Annotated in this window: 20 protein-coding genes and 1 pseudogene; 9 read left to right on the plus strand and 12 right to left on the minus strand. The window is 63.8% G+C overall.

The genetic code is table 11. The features are described from left to right. Nucleotides 1-12 precede the first annotated feature (12 nt). Nucleotides 13-1,356 carry a c-type cytochrome gene (locus HU763_RS13600; protein ID WP_186685605.1) on the plus strand — a complete coding sequence of 448 codons (1,344 nt, stop codon included), beginning with the start codon at nucleotides 13-15 and terminating at the stop codon, nucleotides 1,354-1,356. 50 nt (nucleotides 1,357-1,406) lie between these two features. Beyond that, nucleotides 1,407-2,426: an XdhC family protein gene (locus HU763_RS13605; protein WP_186685603.1), complete on the plus strand. Its 1,020-nt coding sequence runs from the start codon at nucleotides 1,407-1,409 to the stop codon at nucleotides 2,424-2,426. Nucleotides 2,427-2,553: 127 nt separating this feature from the next. Here HU763_RS13605 and HU763_RS13610 read toward each other — a convergent pair whose 3' ends face one another. The 4 genes from HU763_RS13610 to HU763_RS13625 all read right to left on the minus strand — a co-directional run bounded on the left by HU763_RS13610 (nucleotide 2,554) and on the right by HU763_RS13625 (nucleotide 4,707). Continuing rightward, complete coding sequence (locus HU763_RS13610; protein ID WP_186685601.1) at nucleotides 2,554-3,345, minus strand: substrate-binding periplasmic protein; 792 nt, start codon at nucleotides 3,343-3,345, stop codon at nucleotides 2,554-2,556. A gap of 140 nt (nucleotides 3,346-3,485) precedes the next feature. Further along, on the minus strand, nucleotides 3,486-4,127 hold the full coding sequence (locus HU763_RS13615) for a LysE family translocator (RefSeq protein WP_186685599.1): 642 nt from the start codon (nucleotides 4,125-4,127) through the stop codon (nucleotides 3,486-3,488). A gap of 53 nt (nucleotides 4,128-4,180) precedes the next feature. Next, complete coding sequence (locus HU763_RS13620) at nucleotides 4,181-4,381, minus strand: DUF1289 domain-containing protein (protein WP_186685597.1); 201 nt, start codon at nucleotides 4,379-4,381, stop codon at nucleotides 4,181-4,183. Between the two features lie 8 nt (nucleotides 4,382-4,389). After that, nucleotides 4,390-4,707 carry a hypothetical protein gene (locus HU763_RS13625; protein ID WP_186679970.1) on the minus strand — a complete coding sequence of 106 codons (318 nt, stop codon included), beginning with the start codon at nucleotides 4,705-4,707 and terminating at the stop codon, nucleotides 4,390-4,392. Between the two features lie 313 nt (nucleotides 4,708-5,020). Between HU763_RS13625 and HU763_RS13630 the strand changes: the two genes are divergently transcribed. Continuing rightward, nucleotides 5,021-6,769 carry a BCCT family transporter gene (locus HU763_RS13630; RefSeq protein ID WP_186685595.1) on the plus strand — a complete coding sequence of 583 codons (1,749 nt, stop codon included), beginning with the start codon at nucleotides 5,021-5,023 and terminating at the stop codon, nucleotides 6,767-6,769. A gap of 94 nt (nucleotides 6,770-6,863) precedes the next feature. Here the strand turns inward: HU763_RS13630 and HU763_RS13635 are convergent, their stop codons facing one another. Continuing rightward, complete coding sequence (locus tag HU763_RS13635; RefSeq protein ID WP_186685593.1) at nucleotides 6,864-7,343, minus strand: VOC family protein; 480 nt, start codon at nucleotides 7,341-7,343, stop codon at nucleotides 6,864-6,866. Between the two features lie 225 nt (nucleotides 7,344-7,568). On the opposite strand from HU763_RS13635, the gene HU763_RS13640 reads away from it, so the two are divergent. Then, nucleotides 7,569-8,219 carry a TIGR04211 family SH3 domain-containing protein gene (locus HU763_RS13640; protein ID WP_186685591.1) on the plus strand — a complete coding sequence of 217 codons (651 nt, stop codon included), beginning with the start codon at nucleotides 7,569-7,571 and terminating at the stop codon, nucleotides 8,217-8,219. On the opposite strand, the gene HU763_RS13645 is transcribed toward HU763_RS13640, so the two are convergent. After that, on the minus strand, nucleotides 8,220-9,140 hold the full coding sequence (locus HU763_RS13645) for a LysR family transcriptional regulator (protein WP_186685589.1): 921 nt from the start codon (nucleotides 9,138-9,140) through the stop codon (nucleotides 8,220-8,222). Between the two features lie 124 nt (nucleotides 9,141-9,264). Between HU763_RS13645 and HU763_RS13650 the strand changes: the two genes are divergently transcribed. The 3 genes from HU763_RS13650 to HU763_RS13660 all read left to right on the plus strand — a co-directional run bounded on the left by HU763_RS13650 (nucleotide 9,265) and on the right by HU763_RS13660 (nucleotide 10,988). Further along, on the plus strand, nucleotides 9,265-9,999 hold the full coding sequence (locus HU763_RS13650) for an SDR family NAD(P)-dependent oxidoreductase (protein WP_186685587.1): 735 nt from the start codon (nucleotides 9,265-9,267) through the stop codon (nucleotides 9,997-9,999). Between the two features lie 18 nt (nucleotides 10,000-10,017). Beyond that, nucleotides 10,018-10,224 carry a tautomerase family protein gene (locus HU763_RS13655; protein ID WP_186685585.1) on the plus strand — a complete coding sequence of 69 codons (207 nt, stop codon included), beginning with the start codon at nucleotides 10,018-10,020 and terminating at the stop codon, nucleotides 10,222-10,224. A 254-nt stretch (nucleotides 10,225-10,478) separates the two neighbouring features. After that, nucleotides 10,479-10,988: a ferritin-like domain-containing protein gene (locus HU763_RS13660; protein ID WP_186674443.1), complete on the plus strand. Its 510-nt coding sequence runs from the start codon at nucleotides 10,479-10,481 to the stop codon at nucleotides 10,986-10,988. A 43-nt stretch (nucleotides 10,989-11,031) separates the two neighbouring features. Here the strand turns inward: HU763_RS13660 and HU763_RS13665 are convergent, their stop codons facing one another. The 6 genes and pseudogenes from HU763_RS13665 to HU763_RS13685 form a co-directional block, all read right to left on the minus strand. Beyond that, entirely contained in the window at nucleotides 11,032-11,910 is an 879-nt protein-coding gene (locus tag HU763_RS13665) for a manganese catalase family protein (protein WP_186685583.1), read from the minus strand. A 60-nt stretch (nucleotides 11,911-11,970) separates the two neighbouring features. Next, nucleotides 11,971-12,390 carry a con-10 family general stress protein gene (locus HU763_RS13670; protein ID WP_170029560.1) on the minus strand — a complete coding sequence of 140 codons (420 nt, stop codon included), beginning with the start codon at nucleotides 12,388-12,390 and terminating at the stop codon, nucleotides 11,971-11,973. Between the two features lie 226 nt (nucleotides 12,391-12,616). Next, the gene (locus tag HU763_RS24750) at nucleotides 12,617-13,525 is read right to left on the minus strand and encodes a hybrid sensor histidine kinase/response regulator (RefSeq protein WP_420831019.1); all 909 of its coding nucleotides are present in this window, start codon (nucleotides 13,523-13,525) and stop codon (nucleotides 12,617-12,619) included. Then, nucleotides 13,500-14,786 (minus strand): annotated as a pseudogene (locus HU763_RS24755) (chemotaxis protein CheB); the annotation flags it as partial. The pseudogene HU763_RS24755 and the gene HU763_RS24750, both read right to left, overlap by 26 nt. Before the next feature lie 308 nt (nucleotides 14,787-15,094). Then, complete coding sequence (gene xth, locus HU763_RS13680; RefSeq protein WP_186685581.1) at nucleotides 15,095-15,892, minus strand: exodeoxyribonuclease III; 798 nt, start codon at nucleotides 15,890-15,892, stop codon at nucleotides 15,095-15,097. Continuing rightward, complete coding sequence (locus tag HU763_RS13685; protein WP_186674449.1) at nucleotides 15,889-16,131, minus strand: hypothetical protein; 243 nt, start codon at nucleotides 16,129-16,131, stop codon at nucleotides 15,889-15,891. Before HU763_RS13685 ends, xth begins: the two co-directional genes overlap by 4 nt. Nucleotides 16,132-16,288: 157 nt before the next feature. Between HU763_RS13685 and HU763_RS13690 the strand changes: the two genes are divergently transcribed. Together HU763_RS13690 and HU763_RS13695 are read left to right on the plus strand one after the other, a co-directional pair. Further along, on the plus strand, nucleotides 16,289-16,711 hold the full coding sequence (locus tag HU763_RS13690) for a low affinity iron permease family protein (protein WP_186685579.1): 423 nt from the start codon (nucleotides 16,289-16,291) through the stop codon (nucleotides 16,709-16,711). A gap of 78 nt (nucleotides 16,712-16,789) precedes the next feature. Continuing rightward, nucleotides 16,790-18,577 (plus strand): thiamine pyrophosphate-requiring protein, encoded by a 1,788-nt coding sequence (locus tag HU763_RS13695; RefSeq protein ID WP_186685577.1) that lies wholly within the window; start codon nucleotides 16,790-16,792, stop codon nucleotides 18,575-18,577. Nucleotides 18,578-18,627 lie beyond the last annotated feature (50 nt).

An 18,627-nucleotide genomic window follows, 5' to 3' on the forward strand; every position in this document is an offset into this window, starting at 1 on the left:
CAAGGACGTACCATGACCCATCGTTTCGCAAGAACCGCTGTCTGGCTGGCGCTGCCGTGCCTGGTCGCGGCAGGCCTGCTGGCCTGGTACGTCACCCGCGAGCCCGTTTCACCGTTTACCGGTGAACAGGCCACGGCCGCCGACCCGGCGCTGGTCAACCGTGGCGAGTACGTGGCGCGGCTCAGCGACTGCGTAGCCTGCCACAGCGTGCCGGACGGCAAGCCGTTCGCCGGCGGGCTGGAAATGGCCACCCCGCTGGGCGCCATTCATGCCACCAACATCACCCCCGACCGCGACAACGGCATCGGTCGCTACAGCCTGGCCGACTTCGACCGCGCCGTGCGCCACGGCGTCGCGCCCGGTGGCCGGCGGTTGTACCCGGCCATGCCCTACCCGTCCTACGCCAAGCTTGGCGATGACGATGTCAAGGCGCTGTACGCCTTCTTCATGCTCGGCGTGCAGCCGGTAGCGCAGGCCAACCAGCCCGGCGACATTCCCTGGCCGCTGAACCTGCGTTGGCCCATCGCCGTGTGGAATGGCCTGTTCGCCACCAGCACGCCGTACGCCGACCAGGCCGGCAAGGATGCACAGTGGAACCGCGGCGCCTACCTGGTCCAGGGCCCTGGCCACTGCGGCAGCTGCCACACCCCGCGCGGCCTGGCGTTCAACGAGAAGGCCCTGGATGACAGTGGCAAGCCGTTCCTCGCCGGTGCCCTGCTCGATGGCTGGTACGCGCCGAGCCTGCGCGCCGACCACAACACCGGGCTGGGGCGCTGGAGCGAGGCGGAAATAACGCAGTTCCTCAAGACCGGGCGCAACCGCCATGCGGTGGTATTCGGTTCGATGACCGAGGCCTTCAACAATTCCACTCAGTTCATGAGCGACGCTGACCTGGCCGCCATCGCGCACTACCTGAAGTCGCTGCCTGGCGATCCGCAGCGCGACGGCGCAGCGTGGCAGCACCAGGACGAATCGGCAGCAACGCGGCTCGATAGCCCCGGGGCGCATGGCTATGTGACCCGTTGTGCGTCGTGCCACGGCCTGGACGGCAAGGGCCAGGCGGAATGGATGCCACCCTTGGCCGGTGCCACATCGGCACTGGCCAAGGAAGACGCCTCGGCGATCAACATTACCCTCAACGGCTCACAGCGGGTGGTAACCGCTGGCCTGCCGGATGCCTATCGCATGCCAGCGTTTCGTGAACAGTTGAGCGATCAGGAAATTGCCGCCGTGCTGAGCTTCGTGCGCACGGCCTGGGGCAACCAGGGCGGTACGGTGAGTGTCCAGGCAGTGGGCAAGCTGCGTGAGCATACCGACCCGGCCAGCAGCAGCCCGATCATCCTGCATATGCGTTGAAATGTGGAGGCCGGTACGGCCCCCCGAACATCCGATCTACCGGAGTAACCATGGAAAGCATCGACCTGCTGGTGCTGCGCACCACCCGCGACTGGCTCGCCACCGGTCACCGCGCCTTGCTCGCCACCGTCGCCCGCACCTGGGGATCTTCGCCACGCCCAGTGGGCTCGATGATGGCCCTGCGCAGCGATGGCCGGGTGGTCGGCAGTGTCTCCGGTGGCTGTATCGAAGACGACCTCATCCACCGCTTCACCACCGCCTACGGCGGTCCCGGCATGCCCCATGGCCTGCCACAGCTGGTGCGCTACGGCGTCAGCGCCGACGACGCCCACCGTTTCGGCCTGCCCTGCGGCGGCACGCTCGAACTGGTGCTGGAATTCGCCCCGTCGCTGCCGCATCTGGAGCAACTGCTGGCAGGCCTGGACAGCGGCAGCCTGGTGCGCCGCGATCTCGACCTGCGCAGCGGCGCGGCCAGCCTCGCCGCCACCAGCGCGCCCGAGCTGTTCAGCTTCGATGGCCAGCGCCTGTGCAACACCCTCGGCCCCGGCTACCGCTTGCTGCTGATCGGTGCCGGCGCGCTGGCCGAATACCTGGCGACCATGGCCCTGTTCAATGGCTTCAGCGTTTCCCTGTGCGACCCACGCCCCGAGTACCGGGCCGGTTGGAACGTTGCCGGCGTCAATCACCTGGCCGGCATGCCGGACGACGTGGTGCGCGCCTTCGCCCCGGACCTGCGCAGTGCCATCGTCGCCGTCAGCCACGACCCCAAGCTGGACGACCTGGCCCTGCTCGAAGCCTTGCACAGCCCGGCGTTCTACATCGGTGCGATTGGCTCGCGGCGCAACAGCCAGCTGCGCCGTGAGCGCCTGATCGAACACTTCGGCGAAAGCGAAGCGTCACTGCAGCGCCTGCATGGCCCCATCGGGATCTATATCGGCAGCAAGACACCGGCGGAGATCGCGGTCAGCGTGATGGCCGAGCTCCTCGCTGCGAAGAACGCCGTCAGCCTGCCCGGCGCGGTCAATGTGACCCGGGCCAAGGAAGCCGAGCAGCTGTCACGGACCTTGTAGGAGCGGCCTTGCGTCGCGATGGGGCGCGAAGCGGCCCTGGTTTTCAGCTTCGCAGCGGAGATTGCCGGGGGCGCTTCGCACCCCATCGCGACGCAAGGCCGCTCCTACAAGGACCACGCAGCAGGGCCTACTGCCAACGCTCCAGGTTCTGCTGCAACAGCTGTTCCGGCAACGCCCCGGCTACGATCTTTTCCATTTCCCGCGCCAGCGCTTCACGCAACTGCGGCTGGTTGCAGGGCGAGTGATGCGACATCGCCAGGTACAGCCCTTCGCTGGAAATCGGCGGCTCCAGCACCCGCACAGTCCCGGCGATGCCCAAGCTGCGCACCAGGGCCATGCCGGGATACTGCTCGTACACCACATAATCGCTGCGCTTGTGCAGCAGCTTCTCGAACGCCTGCCTGGCGCCGGGTACTGCCTCGAGGGTGAGGTTGGCCCTGGCGTAGTCGTCGAACTGCTGGCCATGGCTGTTGCTGACCAGTATGCCGCCCTTGTGGCCTTTCAGGTCGGCCCATTGCTGGTAGGCGAAGGCACTGTCCTGGAGCACCCAGACCACGCTTGGGGTGTGCAGGAATGGCGGGGCGATGAAGTCCATCTGTTGCTGGCGGGCCCGGGTCAGGAAATACCCGGCCATCAAGTCGATACGGCCGGTGCGCACTTCTTCCTGCGCGCGCGACCACGGCCCGGTATAGATCAATTCGATTTCCAGCCCCAGCTGCTTGCCCAGGTATTTCAGCAGGTCGGCATTGACACCGATCAGTTGCTGCGGGTTCTGCGGGTCGCGCCACAGATAAGGGGGGTATTCCGGGTTGCCGGTGGCCGTCAGCCGCCGACAGGGTTCATCTGCCACCGCCACCAGGGGTAGCAGCAACAGGCACGGCAACAGCCGCAAGGCGTGGCGAAAGCAACGCTCGATCATGAACAACCCTCGGTCGGCTGCGGCATCCCTATGTGCGCGCCATGAATCAGTCTGGATCACCTGCGGTCATCCTGCTGGCCGTCTATCGGCCAGCATTGGTGCCCCGAAGCTGCAGGCCTCGCGCCTGCACCACCCGTACTTCAGGCGCCCTGCCGCCGCATCGCCAGGATCGCCGCGCCGAAGCCGATGAAGGTCGTGCCCACTACCCGGCTTACCCAGCGAGACAGCGACGGCCGAGTGAGCACGCCCTTGGCCCGTGCCGCCAACGCCGCATACAGGCTCAGCGAAACCAGCGACAAGGCCACGAAGATCCCGGTCAGGATCAGGAACTGTGGCAACAACGCCGCCCCCTGGTCGATGAACTGCGGAAACAGCGCGGTGAAGAACATGGTCGCCTTGGGGTTGGTCACGGCCGTGAAGAAGGCCGACTTGTACAGTTTCAGCGGCGTCGGTCGTACCTTGGGCACCCCTTCTGCACCATCTTGTGCCAGCATCGGGCTGGTTTTCAGCAATTGCCGCGCGCCCAGATAGAACAGGTAGCCGGCGCCCAGGATCTTCACGGCATTGAAGAGCATTTCAGAACTGGCCAGCAGTGCGCCCAGCCCGAGCATGGCTGCAGCCGACAGGCAGAACAGGCCCGAGCCATTGCCCAGCGACGACCAGATCGCGCTGCGCTGGCCGTGGGCAAGGCTGTTGTTGATGGCCATCAGGGTGGCAGGGCCAGGGCTGGCGATCGCGATGGCCGCGACCAGGGTAAAGGCTAACAGCGAGTGAGAATCCATTTCAGGCTCGTCAGACAACAAAACAGAAAGGGCCGCGTGCAGGATACGCAGGTTCAGCCGGCATTCTGCCGCTTGGCCGCTTTCTTGGCGATAACTTTCATGCGCGTGGCCGCCCGCTGCACGGTGGCCATCTTCTCGGGGCGCTTCATGCCCCGCCATTTGCGGATTTCGTCGCGGGTGCGGCCACAACTCACGCACAGCTCGCTGTTGAGCTGGCACAGCGAGACGCAAGGGTTGTCGATGTCTTTGGCCATGCTGCCACTTAACCAGGCATGGCTGCCCGCGCCTGTGCCGCGGCGCCCTGGAACACCTGGCGTACGTCCTCGGCCTTGACCTTGCTGACCGACCTCGCAGCCAGCAGTTCGTCGACCACGCGCAAGCCCTGCTCCAGGGCGGTGGCCAGTTGCTCGCTGTCGGAGGCGTCGGCGATATCACCCAGATAAGGAGCGATGAGGTACACGTAACGGTCCTGCAGCTTGAGCGCTTCCAGCGCATCGAGGGCTTTCTGGAACCGATCGGCAGCGGCAGGGCTCATGCTCAATTTATCGAAATGAATCAGGCTCACACGGTCAGTGGCCATGTTGACGAATCTCCGTTTCCTGTTACGGCCAGGCCCACGCAGCAGCGCTTCTACGGTGCTCGGACGGGCGGGCCCGGTTGATGCCCTTCAGGGTACCAGAACGCGAAGCAGAAAGGGCCATCACCCCCAGAACTAAAAGTATTTGCCAAGTCGCGTAATGGACGTCCCACGGCGCTATCGGGACAGGCGCTGGCATTTCCTGCGCAGGATAATCGCCTCAGCAGTTTCCCGCCGAGGCAGTGCGCGAGCCCGGCAGCCCACACGACAACAAGCCTGCGCCAGCAGGTAAGCCAGAAAAAGGGCCCTGAAATTCATGGCAAAGGAACACATCACCGAAACGCTCGACCTTGGCGTGACAGACCCCTCGAAAACCGCCGAAGCACGCCAGGACCGGCATTTCGAGGGCAAGCTCGACTGGATCGTCTTTGGCTGCACCAGCCTCCTGGCAATCGCTTTCGTCCTCTGGGGCTTTCTCAACCAGGCCAGCCTCGCCAGCCACGCCTCCAGTGCGCAGTCCTGGGTCATCCTCAACTTCGGCTGGTTCTTCGTGCTGACCTCCACCCTGTTCGTGGTGTTCGTGCTGTGGCTGGCCGCCAGCCGCTACGGCCGGGTGCCGCTGGGGCGCGATGGCGAACAGCCCGAGTTCCGCACGGTGTCCTGGGTGGCGATGATGTTCAGCGCCGGCATGGGCATCGGCCTGATGTTCTTCGGCGTTGCCGAACCCCTTTCGCACTATGTGTCACCACCGCCAGGGTCAGCCGCTGGGCAGAGCAGCGAAGCGATGCAGGTGGCCATGGCCACCACGCTGTTCCACTGGACCTTGCACCCATGGGCGATGTACGCCATCGTCGGCCTGGTGATTGCCTACGGCACCTTCCGCCGGGGCCGCTCGCAGTTGATTTCCGCCGCCTTCCGGCCGTTGATCGGCAAGCATGCCAATGGCCCGCTGGGCCGCATGATCGACATGATGGCGATCTTCGCCACGCTGTTCGGTTCGGCCGCCTCACTCGGCCTGGGCGCCCTGCAGATTGCCGGCGGCCTGGAATACAACGGCTGGATCGACAACCCCGGCAAGCTGTTCTACATCTCGGTCATCACCTTGCTGACCATCGCCTTCGTCACCTCGGCGGTTTCCGGCATCGGCAAGGGTATCCAGTGGCTGTCCAACACCAACATGGTGCTGGCCCTGGTGCTGGCGGCGTTCGTGTTCATGGTGGGCCCGACCCTGCTGATGCTCAACCTGTTGCCGACCTCGATCGGCATCTACATCAAGATGCTCCCGGAAATGATGGCCCGCACCAATGCCAGCGGCGGCGAGCAGATGAACAGCTGGCTGGCCGGCTGGACCGTGTTCTACTGGGCCTGGTGGATTTCCTGGACGCCATTCGTGGGCATGTTCATCGCCCGCATCAGCCGTGGTCGCACCATCCGCCAGTTCGTCACCGGCGTATTGCTGGTACCGAGCCTGGTCAGCCTGGTGTGGTTCACCATCTTCGGCGGCGCGAGCATCGAGGCCCTGCGCGAAGGTGCCTTGCAACTGGCCAATGGCGCAGTCAACAGCAACCATGCGCTGTACCAGTTGCTGGCCAGCTACCCGCTGGCCTCGGCGACCTCGGTGCTGGTAATGATCCTGGTGGGCATCTTCTTCGTCTCGGGGGCCGACGCTGCCTCGCTGGTCATGGGCACACTGTCGGAACACGGCACCACCACGCCATCGCGCCGCACGGTGATCTTCTGGGGCGCGCTGACCGGTACGGTGGCGGCGATCATGCTGGCCATCGGCGACCCACGCGACCCCGGCGAGGCGCTCACCGGGCTGCAGAACCTGACCATCGTCGTGGCCTTGCCGTTCGTGGTGGTGATGGTGCTGCTATGCCTGGCGCTGTACCGCGACCTGCGCAAGGACCCGATGATGCTGCGCCACCTGCGCGGTAACGAACTGATCGAAAAGGCCGTGCTGTATGGCGCGGTCAAGCACGGCGAGGAGTTCTACATCGTGGTGCAGGAGAAGAAGGCATCCAGCAAGGCCACCCCAGCGGCAAGCGAAGTGTCCGAAACCTGACGCGGCCTGTGTGGGGCCGATAGCCGCAGTCATCACCCCTGGCACCGGCTTCGCCGGTGTTCGCGGCTGGACGCGCGCGGCTACTCCCCTCGGCTCAGCCCTGCAGGGCGGCCTCGATCCTGGCCACATCAATCTTGCCCATCTGCATCATGGCCTCGAACGCGCGCTTGGCCGCCGCGCGATCCGGGTGGCCGATGGCTTCGATCAGGACGCGTGGGGTGATCTGCCAGGAAATCCCCCAGCGGTCCTTGCACCAGCCGCAGACGCTGGCCTCGCCACCATTGTCGACTATGGCATTCCAATAGCGGTCGGTCTCGGCCTGGTCCTCGGTACTGACCTGAAATGAAAACGCCTCGCAATGGCTGAAGGCCTTGCCGCCATTGAGCCCCACGCAAGGTATGCCCATGACGGTGAATTCGACAGTGATCACATCGTCCTGCTTGCCCGACGGGTAGTCGCTCGGTGCCTTGTGCACCGCCGTCACCCGGGTATCAGGGAAAACGCTGGCGTAGAAGGTTGCCGCCGCCTCGGCATCGTTGTCGTACCAGAGGCAAATGGTGTTCTTGGCAGTCATGGTCTTGCTCCATGAAAGAGGTGGACACTGCAGTCTAGCGCGCCGCATCAAGCACCGGCGCGAGCCCGGCCAAGTGGCTGCTTCTGCAATATTCTGCAGACATTTCCGACGTCAGGTGGTGAACCTGCCGATAAAAAAACGGTCTTTCGCTGGCGGTCAACTCACCGACCGGTTCATCGGCCCAGCCACCGGGCCTACCTTTGTCCTGTTTCAGCGAAGACCAACATGCCCGATTCCCGCCCGACTGCTTCCGCCCTCTCTGCCCTGCGCAGCGGCCTGATTGCCACCCTTGTCGCCCTTGCCGCGCCGGTGCACGCCGAAGAGCCCGCCAGCGATGCACGCTGGGTCAGCGACAGCCTGAGCACCTATGTGCGCAGCGGCCCGACCGATGGCCACCGCATCGTCGGTACCCTCAAGTCCGGGCAGAAACTGACCCTGATCGGCACCCAGGGCAACTACAGCCAGGTGCGTGGCCAGAATGGCGACGTGGTGTGGATTCTCAGCAGCGACTTGCAGGCGGTGCCAGGCCAGGGCGAGCGCCTGCCACAGCTCGACGCCCAGGTCGCGGACCTGACCGGGCAGCTGAAGACCATCGACGACAGCTGGAAGAACCGCGTTCAGGGCATGCAGGAGACGCTCGATTCGCGGAAAAAGCTCATCGACGAACTGCAGGCGCGCAACCAGGCATTGAACGAACAACTCGACCAGAGCCAGTCGGACCTGCGCGATACCAAGGCCCGCCTGGGTGACGAGAACAAGCAGGTGATGATGCGCTACATGGTGTATGGCGGCAGCATTGCCGGCGCGGGCCTGCTGGCGGGGCTGATCCTGCCGTCGCTGACCCGTGGGCGCAAGAAGAACGATCGCTGGTTCTGATCAGCCGTGCGGCAAGCTGGCTTCGGCGAACAGGAAGTCGATGAACACCCGCACCCTCAACGGCATATGCCGAGCCTGCGGGTAGAGCAGCATGAACGGCCTTGACGTCCCGCCATACGCGCTCAGCACCTCCACCAGCTCGCCACTGGCCAGGGCATCGGCCACGGTAAACCGGTAAGCCTGCATCAGGCCGCCGCCATGACGCACCAGCGTGGCGGTGGCGAGGAAGTCGCCCTGGCAAGTGAGCGCCCCCTGGGTGTCGACCTCCACCTGTACCCCACCCTGGCGAAAGGTCCAGGGTGGGCGACGGCCAGTGCTGGGCATCTCGAACTGGATACAGTCATGCTGCAGCAGGTCCTGCGGGGTTTGCGGGTTGCCAGCACGGGCCAGGTAACCCGGCGTGCCTACCACCACCAGCTCGGCATCCTCCAGGCGCCGCGCCACCAGTCGCGAATCGCTCGGCTCGCGGCCACGGATCGCCAGGTCGAACGGTTCCTCGGCAAAGTCGACATTGCGGTTGCTGACATGTACATCCACCTGCACGCTCGGGTAGCGCTGGCGGAACCGCGGCAGCAGCGGCAACAAGCGGTGGTGGGCGTAAGGCGTGGGCGCACTGATGCGCAAACGGCCGCTCGGCTCGACCTGCCCGCCCGTGACCTGGCGCTCGGCCTCGACCAACTGCCCCAGCGCTTGCCGACATTGCTGGTAATAGGCCAGGCCCGCTGCAGACAGGCGCATCTGGCGGGTGGTGCGGACGAACAGGCGCACACCCAGGCGTTCCTCCAGGCGTGCCACGCTGCGGCTGACCGCCGCCGGCGTGACGCCAGCCTCGGTGGCGGCAGCACTGAAGCTGTCCCGTTCGGCAGCCAGGCAGAACAGCTCCAAGCTGCCCAGTTGCAGGTCATCGAAATGGCGGCTCATGGCGGCTCGATCAATTACATGGTGTATCGATTGAAATACCATGCGCCTCATTTTTCAAGCACCAGTAACGCCCTAAAGTGGCTCCACACCGAGCCCATGGCTCACTTCACTGGAGATCAGCCACATGAACACACCACGTACCGTCATCATCACCGGGGCCTCCAGCGGCCTGGGTTTCGCCCTGGCCGAGGCCTTCCTCGTACGCGGCGACAACGTCATCGGCAACGCCCGCAGCCAGGCCCGCCTGGAGCAGGCCGCCGCCCGCCTCGGCCAGCCTTCGCGCTTCATCGGCGTAGCCGGTGACATCGCCGAGCCAGGCACCGCACAGCGCCTGTTCGCCCGCGCCGTGGAGAGCTTCGGCGGTGTCGACCTGCTGATCAACAATGCCGGCATCTTCATTGCCAAACCAGCCACGGAGTACAGCGCAGCGGATGTCGACGCGCTGGTCGGCACCAACCTCAAGGGGTTCTTCTACCCGGCCCAGGAAGCGGCGCGGCTCATGACCCGCCAGGGGCATGGCAAGATCATCGCCATCACTGCCTCCATCGCCCTGCAACCAGACACTCGGGTGCCGGCCCTGCTGCCGGTGCTGGTCAAGGGCGGCCTGAACCAGGCAGTGAAAGCCCTGGCGCTGGAACTGGCCGCCAGCGGCGTGCAGGTGAATGCCGTGGCGCCGGGGATCATCGATACGCCGCTGCATGGCGGCAACGTCCAGGGAATGGGCGCGCTGTCGCCCAGCGGCCGCACTGGCGCGCCACAGGACGTGGTGGACGCCGTGCTGTACCTGGCGGACTCGCGCTTCGTCAGCGGTGTCATCCTGCCGGTGGATGGCGGTAGTACCGCTGGCACCTGGCACTGAGCGGAGGCGCGAACAGCCATGCCATATGTCCATATTCGCGTCACCGATGAAGGGGTGAGCGCCGAGCACAAGCGCCAGTTGATCGAACAGACCACGCACATGTTGCAGCGGGTGCTGGGCAAGCCGCCGGCCAGTACCTTCGTGGTGATCGAGGAAGTGCCGACCGATAACTGGGGGGTAGGTGGCGAGACGGTGACCGCCGTCCGAGCGCGAGAAAGGGGCTGAACCTAAGGGCCGCAGTGCGAGCCGATCGCCGGCAAGCCAGACACAACCTACAAGCGGGTTTATCCGCGTAGCAGGCGACGCGCCGGAGGGTACCGGCGACGCCGGGGTTCGCGGGCATGCCCGCTCCGCTCCCATCTGCATGGTGCAGGCCTTTCGATCTGCAGCTTCTGCTGCCATCCGTCGAGTGGTTCGACCGTTCCAACCCGCATCGGCCTCACAACAGTACCTGTCACTGGAACGGAGAGGTACTTGAAATGGCAACGGTACAAGACAACCTGCTGGACTGGCTGCGTGACGCCCATGCCATGGAGCAGCAAGCCGAAAGCATGCTCAAGGGCCAGGCGGAGCGCCTCGAGCATTATCCTCAGCTCAAGGGCCGCATCGTGCAGCACATCGAAGAAACCCAGGGCCAGCAACGTCTGCTGCTGGAATGCATCGAGCGGCTGGGGGGCAGTACGTCCACCCTCAAGGACCTGGCAGGCAAGCTCATGGCCTTCGGCCAGGCCGTTGGGGGCATGGTCATGAGCGATGAAGTAGTCAAGGGTGCCATGTCCGGCTATGTGTTCGAGAACATGGAGATCGCGTCCTACACGGTACTGATCGAAGCGGCCGAGGCAGCTGGCGACGGCGCCACGGCGCAGGCATGCAGGTCGATTCTGAAGGAAGAGGAAGCCATGGCCCTATGGCTGAAGGAGCACCTGCCAGAAATCACCCGGGCATTCCTGGCACGCTCCGCCGATCCGGATGCCGAAGCCAAGCGCTAGAATGGGCCCCGCAGCGGATCGGATGATCCGTTGCGGGGTGTCATTACAGCGGCTCGTCGCCGTTGACCTTGCCCAGTTCTGCCCCGGTCAAGGGCTGCAACTCGGGGTTGGACATTGTTCTGGCCTTCATCGCTTCGGCTGCTGCCGCCGACTGTTCGTCGAGCTGCACCGTGGCCATTCCGTCGCCACCGTTCACCGCCGGCTCGGGCTGGTCGACATAGATCCAGTCCTGGCCTTCGTTCCATGAGCCGCGCATTTCGCCGCCGTGGGACAGGTTGAAATAGGTGCGGTTGACTTCCGGGTCGCCCGGCAGCTTGCCTTGCGGGAAGTTCGGCTGGATCGAGTGCAAGGCTTTTTCGAACGACAGCTGGTGAGCGATTTCACGGCTCATCAGGAACCCCAGCGCATCCTTGATACCCGGGTCGTCGGTGACGTTGATCAAGCGTTCATAGACGATCTTCGCCCTGGCCTCGGCGGCAATATTGGAACGCAGGTCCGCCGTCGGCTCGCCGATGGTGTCGATGTAGGCTGCGGTCCAGGGTATGCCACCGGAGTTCACCAGCGCTGCACCACCGCCATACAACAGGCTGGTGATATGCGAATCGTTGCCGGCCCCGGTCAACGACCGGTACAACTCGCCTTCGGCTTCCACCCCTTCGGCCAGGCGCCCCTTGGCACCCTTGTTCAGCATCACCACGATCGAGCCGATGATCTCCAGGTGGCTCAGCTCTTCGGTGGCAATGTCGAACAGCATGTCCTTGCGCCCCGGGTCATCCTCGGTCACCGCCTGGGTGAAGTAGCGCATCGCTGCAGCCAGTTCGCCCTGCGGGCCGCCAAACTGTTCCAGCAGCAGGTTCGCCAGCCCCGGGTTGGGCTGCGCGACGCGAACCGTATACTGCAGTCGCTTGTTGTGCATGAACATTGGCAAATCCTCATCAGCGTGCCGAGGCGGCCATGGCCGCCTCGGTCGGTTCAATGGTGATCAGCGGTTGTCATCGCTGTTGCGACCGCCGCCGTGGCTGTGCTGGCCGCCTTTACGGCCGGCCTCGGAGGCCTTCTCGCGGTCGTTGGCAAAGTTGCCACCGGAAGCCTGCCCACCCTTCTGGCCTGCCTCGGAGGCGCGTTCAGGATCGTTCTTGAAGTTGCCACCGGACATCTGCCCGCCTTTATGGCCGGCCTCCGCAGCACGTTCAGGATCGTTCTTGAAATTGCCGCCCGACATCTGCCCGCCCTTGTGCCCGGCTTCAGCGGCGCGTTCAGGATCGTTCTTGAAGTTGCCGCCCGATGCCTGACCGCCCTTATGGCCGGCCTCCGATGCCTTCTCGCGATCGTTGGCGAAGTTGCCGGGGTTGGTGTTGGCGCTGCCGCCCTGGTTGCTGCGTTTGTCGTCGTTGCTAGCCATGATCATTCACCTCATGTGGTTAACACAGGTTGGTCTGTGTTCACTAATGACCGAAGGCAAACGCTGCGGGCTGAAAGTGATTTCGCTATCGCTGACGAAATGCTTTAAGCACTTGGGCACAAGATATTCGGGCTAACAAACCCCCGACGCGGTATTGCTTGGGGTTTGCATCCGCGGCGCCAATTGCTGGCAAGCGGCCTTGTGTTGCACAAGGCCGCCCAAGGTTTCAAGCCTGGCCGATGCGGCAGACCGCTTCGATGGCTTCGACCAGCTCGTCGTACTGCACCGGCTTGGTCAGCCGACGATCGAACAGCGCCGCCTCGTCTGCCCGCTTGGCCTGGTGGGTGCCGTAACCGCTCAGCGCGATCGTCGGGGTGAGACGGTGCTGTTTTTTCTCGCGCAAGGCGCTGACGAACTCATGCCCGTCCATTTCCGGCATGCCGATATCCGTCAGGATCACATCGAAACGTTTCTCGGCGGCCTCCTGCAGCGCCTGGCGTGGGTCGAGGTAGCTGCTGACCAGTGCGTCTTCCATTTCCAGCAGCATGCGCATCACGTCGACCACTTCCGGCGAATCGTCCACCAGCAGCACTCGCAACCCTTTCAACCGGCCATCACCATCCTCGGAGGGGTCGGCTGGTGGTAATTCGGGCTGAGCCTGGTTCGACAGCGGCAACTCGACGCTGAAGGTCGAGCCATGCCCCAACCCGGCCGACCGGGCGATCACGGTACCGCCATGGGCTTCGACCAACTGCCTGACCAAGGCCAGGCCGATACCCAGGCCATCGCCGCGGTGGCTAGCATGTTTGGCCTGTTTGAACAGGTCGAAAATGCTGGACAGGTCGGCAGCCGACAACCCCGGCCCATTGTCGCTCACGTCCAGACGCGCGCAGTTTTCCGTGCGGCTCAGCATCACCCGCACGCGGGCTCTCTCGCCACTGAACTTCAGGGCATTGTTGAGCAGGTTCCACACCACCTGCTCGATCCGCGTCGGGTCACCATCGACCACCAGCGAGGTGCCCGGCTGGGGCAGCTCGAGGGTGATACGTGCCGACGGGTACTCCTCCGCTGCGATGGCATGGATCGACTTGACCAGGCCGACCAGGTCCGTGCTTGGCGAACAAGACCTTTTCACGAACTTCCTTGCGCACCCGGTAATGCTCGTTTTCCTTGACGAAATACTGCCGCAGGCGCATCGGCGGCACGTCGGTGACGATGGCTTCCGAATACAGCCCGGCGCGGCCAACGGCAATCGCGCGCTCATCGATGTCGGTGGCAAACACCTGCAGCTTCAGCGGGTGGGATTCGAGCTTCTGGTGTTCCGCGCTCAGGATCGCCAGGCTGTAGGCCTCTTCGCCGGTCGAGCAGCCAGCGGACCAGATGCGCACCTCTTCACGGTTGTCATCCTCGTCCCTGGCGCTGAGCAGCGAACCCAGCACATGGCGTTCGAGGGCTTCGAAGGCCTCGCGGTCGCGGAAGAAGTTGGTAACTCCGATCAGCATGTCGCCAAGCAGCTTCTTGGCTTCATCCGGGGTTTCTTCCAGGTAACGCAGGTAGCTGGGTAGATCCGGCTGGGTCGTCACTTGCAGCCTGCGCTCGATGCGGCGCAACACGGTTGCACGCTTGTAATGCTTGAAATCGTGCCCGGTGCGGTTACGCAAGGTGCGCAGGATATCCTGAATGACCCGCTCGGCGTCCTCGCGTGCATGTTCCTCGGTCTGTGCAGACACCTTCAGGTCATGCGGAGCGGGCAACTTGATGGTCTGCGTGTTACGCCACAATTCCAGCAGTTTGTGCGGTATTTCTGCCACCGGCAACACCGCATCGACCATGCCGGTGGCGATTGCCGCCAGCGGCATGCCGTCGAACTCGGCATCGTCCGGGCTCTGCACGATGGTGATGCCGCCCTGCTCCTTGATCCGCGACAGGCCCACCGCACCGTCACTGCCGGTACCGGAAAGCACCAGGCAGAAACTGTATTCCTTGTGCACGTCCGCCAGGTCGCGGAAGAACAGGTCGATGGCAATATGCTTGCCCAATGGCCGGGTCGACGGCACCACTTTCAGGTAGCCATCATTCATTGCCAATTGACTGGCGGGCGATATCACGTAGACATGATTCGGCTCGATGCGCGAGGTGCCCGTTACCTGAATGACCGGCATGGCAGTGGAGGCCTGCAGGATCTTGTCCGCCACGCTTTCGTGGTCTGGCGACAGATGCAGGACGATGACGAACGCCATGTCGCTGTTTGCCGGCATGTGTTCGAAAAATACTTTCAGGGCGGCAAGCCCGCCAGCAGAGGCACCGATACCTACTACCGGGAAATTGAGATGACTTGGCACAATCCCGTCCCGCTCAGGCTTGGAGCTGGGAGCAGGTTTGATCGTCCTTTTCATTGTTTGCACTCGTATTCGATGAAACCCTGGCGAGACAGTGTGTTCTCGTGAGACTGGCGCAGGAGAGTAAAGCGTCAATGATAACAAGTATTGATCTGCCGGGCGGTCATAGGTGGCGGATTCGCACATTCGCGATATATGGCAGATAGAACGGGGCTAGTTGCGCTTTAAGTTCTAGAGAAGTTCAACTTTGTATAAGTTAACAGGCGCTTGCGCCGTCCTTGCGCACCGGCAAGGAGGCCACGGCAGCGGCCGCGCCAGGGTCCGCAGGCGCCCTCGCTAGCGCAGGGGCGTGCAAGCTGGAGCAGCTATGTTTGCCGGCGCCGCGTGCCCAGTTCGATCCAGGTTGGCGCATGGTCGCTGGCCTTGGCTTCGTTACGCACCCAGGCATCGACGCCTGCCCGCTTCAGGTAGGGCGCCAGGTCAGGGTTGAGCAACAAATGGTCGATACGAAGGCCGGCGTTGCGTGCCCAGTGGTTGCGGAAATAATCCCAGAATGTATAGATACGTTCGTCGGGGTAGAGATGGCGGATTGCATCGACCCAGCCCTGCCCAAGCAGCCGGGCGAAGCACGCCCGAGACTCGGGTTGCAGCAAGGCATCCTTCAACCAGGAACGCGGGTTGTAGATATCCATGTCGGTGGGTACCACATTGAAATCACCCGCCATCACCGTCGGGTGGCCGCTGCCGTACAAACCCTGCGCGTGCTGGATCAGGCATTCGAACCAACGCAGTTTGTAGTCGAATTTCGGCCCCGGTTGCGGGTTGCCGTTCGGCAGGTACAGGCATGCCACCAGCACGCCATGCACTGCCGCTTCCAGATAGCGGCTTTGCGTATCGTCCTCCATGCCTGGCAGGCCACGACGCACCTCCAGCGGCTCGCTGCCCCGCGCCAGGATGGCCACGCCGTTCCACGACGGCTGGCCCTGGTAGACACAACCATAACCCGCCGCTTCGAGTGCCTGGCGGGGAAATTGCTGATCCGCCGCCTTGAGTTCCTGCAGGCAGGCGATGTCCGGCTGTTCCCGTTCCAGCCAGGCCAGCAAGGCCGGCAGGCGGCTGCGAATGCCATTGATGTTGAACGTGGCGATCTTCAGCGCTTTCATGCGTCAGGGTCGCTGACATGGGCCTGCACGGCGTCTTCCAGGGCATGCACATGGGCATCGTCGGCCAGTGCCTTGAGGGCCAGCCAGTCGTCCCAGTCAATGGCGCCGTCGTCGCGCAGGGCTTCAGCGGTGCGCACCAGCTCGTGATGGTAGGCGTCCGGTGACTCGCGCCGGTAACTGATGTCGTCGTACTGGGCATACCAGGCCGCAAGCTCGGGGATGCTGCGTTCAATGCTCATCAAGAAGCCCTCACTGTACCCTTTGCATGTAAGAGCGCCGTGGTCGTGCGACGTTCAACTTCAACGCGGCAGACCGTGCGTCCCGGGCCTACGGAAAAAAACAACTTCCCGACCGTTGCCAGGGTCCCAAGCTACAGGCGCACCTGGAGACGAGATCATGAAATTCGCCCAATTCTGCCAATGGTTGTCCAACCACGCCGGACGACCTCAGACCTTCCTCATCGCCTTGCTGCTCATCGTGATATGGGGCCTCACCGGGCCGTGGTTCCATTACAACGATACCTGGCAGCTGATCATCAATACCTCCACCACCATTATCACCTTCCTGATGGTGTTCCTGATCCAGAACACCCAGAACCGCGACAACGACATCATTCACGTCAAGCTAGACGAGCTGATCCGTGCGACCAAGCATACCGAGATGTCGGTCCTCGACCTGGAAGACATGGACAGCAAGAAGCTGCAGGCGCTACGCAAGGAATACCGCGCCCTGGCTGAAGGCGGGCAAGCCGCAGGCGGCCCCCCCGGCGCAGAGCAGCAGGAACAGCCGGAGCAACGAATGGACGACCAGCAACCCTAGGCTGCGGGCGACACAGGTGAAACTTTCCCGAGCTGTGCCAAGTCCAGACCCCTATTGATGACAGCCCAGGAGAACAGCATGACTGGCACGGTAGGCGACTTTCTGGTGGAACGCTTGTACCAATGGGGCGTAAGGCGCATCTTCGGTTACCCAGGCGATGGCATCAATGGCGTGTTCGGCGCACTGGCCAGGGCCAATGGCAAGATCCAGTTCATCCAGGCTCGGCACGAGGAGATGGCCGCCTTCATGGCCAGCGCGCATGCCAAGTTCACCGGCGAGCTGGGCGTGTGCATGGCCACCTCCGGCCCCGGCGCTTCGCACCTGCTGACCGGCCTGTACGACGCGCGCATGGACCACCAGCCGGTGCTGGCCATCGTTGGCCAGCAGGCGCGTGCGGCACTGGGCGGGCACTACCAGCAGGAGCTGGACCTGTTGTCGATGTTCAAGGACGTGGCCGGTGCCTTCGTCCAGCAGGCCTCGACGCCCGGGCAAGTACGCCATCTGCTCGACCGCGCGGTACGTACCGCCATCGGCGAACGCCGGGTCACCGCCATCATCCTGCCCAACGACCTGCAGGACCTGCCCTATCACGAGCCGCCCAAGGCACACGGCACCCTGCATTCCGGCATCGGCTACAGCAGGCCCAGGGTGCTGCCCTTCGAGGCAGACCTGCAGCGCGCTGCCGAGGTGCTCAATGCCGGACGCAAGGTGGCGATGCTGGTCGGCGCCGGTGCACTGCAGGCAAGCGAGCAGGTCATGGCGGTAGCCGAGAAGCTCGGTGCAGGGGTGGCCAAGGCACTACTGGGCAAGGCCGTGCTACCCGACGAGCTGCCGTGGGTCACCGGCGCCATTGGCCTGCTCGGCACCGAACCCAGCTACCAGCTGATGAGCGAATGCGACACCCTGCTGATGATCGGTTCCGGCTTCCCCTATTCCGAATTCCTGCCGCGGGAAGGCCAGGCCCGCGGCGTACAGATCGACCTGCAGCCGGACATGCTCAGCTTGCGCTACCCAATGGAGGTGAACCTGGTTGGCGATGCCGGTGAAACCCTGGCTGCGTTGTTGCCGCTGCTTGAGCACAAACGCGAACGGGGCTGGCGCGACAGGATCGAAAGCTGGCGTGCGCAGTGGGACAAGACCCTGGCCAAACGCGCCCACGCCACAGCCGAGCCGCTCAACCCGCAGCGCGTGGTGTACGAGCTCTCCCCGCGCCTGCCGGACCAGGCCATTGTCACCAGTGATTCCGGTTCCTGTGCCAACTGGTTCGCCCGCGACCTGCAAATTCGCCAGGGCATGCAATGTTCGCTGTCCGGTGGCCTGGCCAGCATGGGCGCTGCCGTGCCCTACGCCATCGCAGCCAAGCTCGCCCACCCGCAGCGCTGCGTGGTGGCGCTGGTCGGTGACGGCGCGATGCAGATGAACAACCTGGCCGAGCTGATTACCGTGGCGAAGTACTGGCAGCAATGGCAGAACCCGCAGTGGATCTGCGCGGTATTCAACAACGAAGACCTCAACCAGGTTACCTGGGAACAACGGGTCATGGAGGGCGACCCGAAGTTCGAAGCCTCACAGTCGATACCCGATGTGCCCTATCACCTGTTCGCCTTGTCCATTGGCCTGCAGGGCATCTATGTGGATCGCGAGGAGGACATCATCCCCGCCTGGGAGCGGGCGTTGGCGGCTGACCGGCCGGTGTTGATCGAGTTCAAGACCGACCCGAACGTGCCGCCGCTACCGCCGCACATCAAGCTGGAACAGGCGAAGAAATTCGCCACCAGCTTGCTCAAGGGCGACCCTGACCAGGCTGGCGTCATCCTGCAGACGGCCAGGCAAGTCCTCAGTTCGGTATTGCCTGGCAAGAAATGAGCAACCGGGTAACTGCAGGTGAACCCGCTCCCACAAGTAAAGCGCCGGCT

The organism is Pseudomonas anuradhapurensis (assembly GCF_014269225.2).
In the GTDB taxonomy this organism is placed as follows: domain Bacteria; phylum Pseudomonadota; class Gammaproteobacteria; order Pseudomonadales; family Pseudomonadaceae; genus Aquipseudomonas; species Aquipseudomonas anuradhapurensis.

Excerpts from the sequence above, each read along its gene's own strand:
- HU763_RS13645 (WP_186685589.1), bottom strand. The coding sequence starts at position 9,140 with ATGAGCCGCCATTTCGATGACCTGCAACTGGGCAGCTTGGAGCTGTTC.
- HU763_RS13635 (WP_186685593.1), bottom strand. The coding sequence starts at position 7,343 with ATGACTGCCAAGAACACCATTTGCCTCTGGTACGACAACGATGCCGAG.
- HU763_RS13610 (WP_186685601.1), bottom strand. The coding sequence starts at position 3,345 with ATGATCGAGCGTTGCTTTCGCCACGCCTTGCGGCTGTTGCCGTGCCTG.
- HU763_RS13695 (WP_186685577.1), top strand. The coding sequence starts at position 16,790 with ATGACTGGCACGGTAGGCGACTTTCTGGTGGAACGCTTGTACCAATGG.
- HU763_RS13640 (WP_186685591.1), top strand. The coding sequence starts at position 7,569 with ATGCCCGATTCCCGCCCGACTGCTTCCGCCCTCTCTGCCCTGCGCAGC.
- HU763_RS13600 (WP_186685605.1), top strand. The coding sequence starts at position 13 with ATGACCCATCGTTTCGCAAGAACCGCTGTCTGGCTGGCGCTGCCGTGC.
- HU763_RS13665 (WP_186685583.1), bottom strand. The coding sequence starts at position 11,910 with ATGTTCATGCACAACAAGCGACTGCAGTATACGGTTCGCGTCGCGCAG.
- HU763_RS13690 (WP_186685579.1), top strand. The coding sequence starts at position 16,289 with ATGAAATTCGCCCAATTCTGCCAATGGTTGTCCAACCACGCCGGACGA.
- HU763_RS13685 (WP_186674449.1), bottom strand. The coding sequence starts at position 16,131 with ATGAGCATTGAACGCAGCATCCCCGAGCTTGCGGCCTGGTATGCCCAG.
- xth (WP_186685581.1), bottom strand. The coding sequence starts at position 15,892 with ATGAAAGCGCTGAAGATCGCCACGTTCAACATCAATGGCATTCGCAGC.
- HU763_RS13605 (WP_186685603.1), top strand. The coding sequence starts at position 1,407 with ATGGAAAGCATCGACCTGCTGGTGCTGCGCACCACCCGCGACTGGCTC.
- HU763_RS13670 (WP_170029560.1), bottom strand. The coding sequence starts at position 12,390 with ATGGCTAGCAACGACGACAAACGCAGCAACCAGGGCGGCAGCGCCAAC.
- HU763_RS13650 (WP_186685587.1), top strand. The coding sequence starts at position 9,265 with ATGAACACACCACGTACCGTCATCATCACCGGGGCCTCCAGCGGCCTG.
- HU763_RS13660 (WP_186674443.1), top strand. The coding sequence starts at position 10,479 with ATGGCAACGGTACAAGACAACCTGCTGGACTGGCTGCGTGACGCCCAT.
- HU763_RS13655 (WP_186685585.1), top strand. The coding sequence starts at position 10,018 with ATGCCATATGTCCATATTCGCGTCACCGATGAAGGGGTGAGCGCCGAG.
- HU763_RS13625 (WP_186679970.1), bottom strand. The coding sequence starts at position 4,707 with ATGGCCACTGACCGTGTGAGCCTGATTCATTTCGATAAATTGAGCATG.
- HU763_RS13620 (WP_186685597.1), bottom strand. The coding sequence starts at position 4,381 with ATGGCCAAAGACATCGACAACCCTTGCGTCTCGCTGTGCCAGCTCAAC.
- HU763_RS13615 (WP_186685599.1), bottom strand. The coding sequence starts at position 4,127 with ATGGATTCTCACTCGCTGTTAGCCTTTACCCTGGTCGCGGCCATCGCG.
- HU763_RS13630 (WP_186685595.1), top strand. The coding sequence starts at position 5,021 with ATGGCAAAGGAACACATCACCGAAACGCTCGACCTTGGCGTGACAGAC.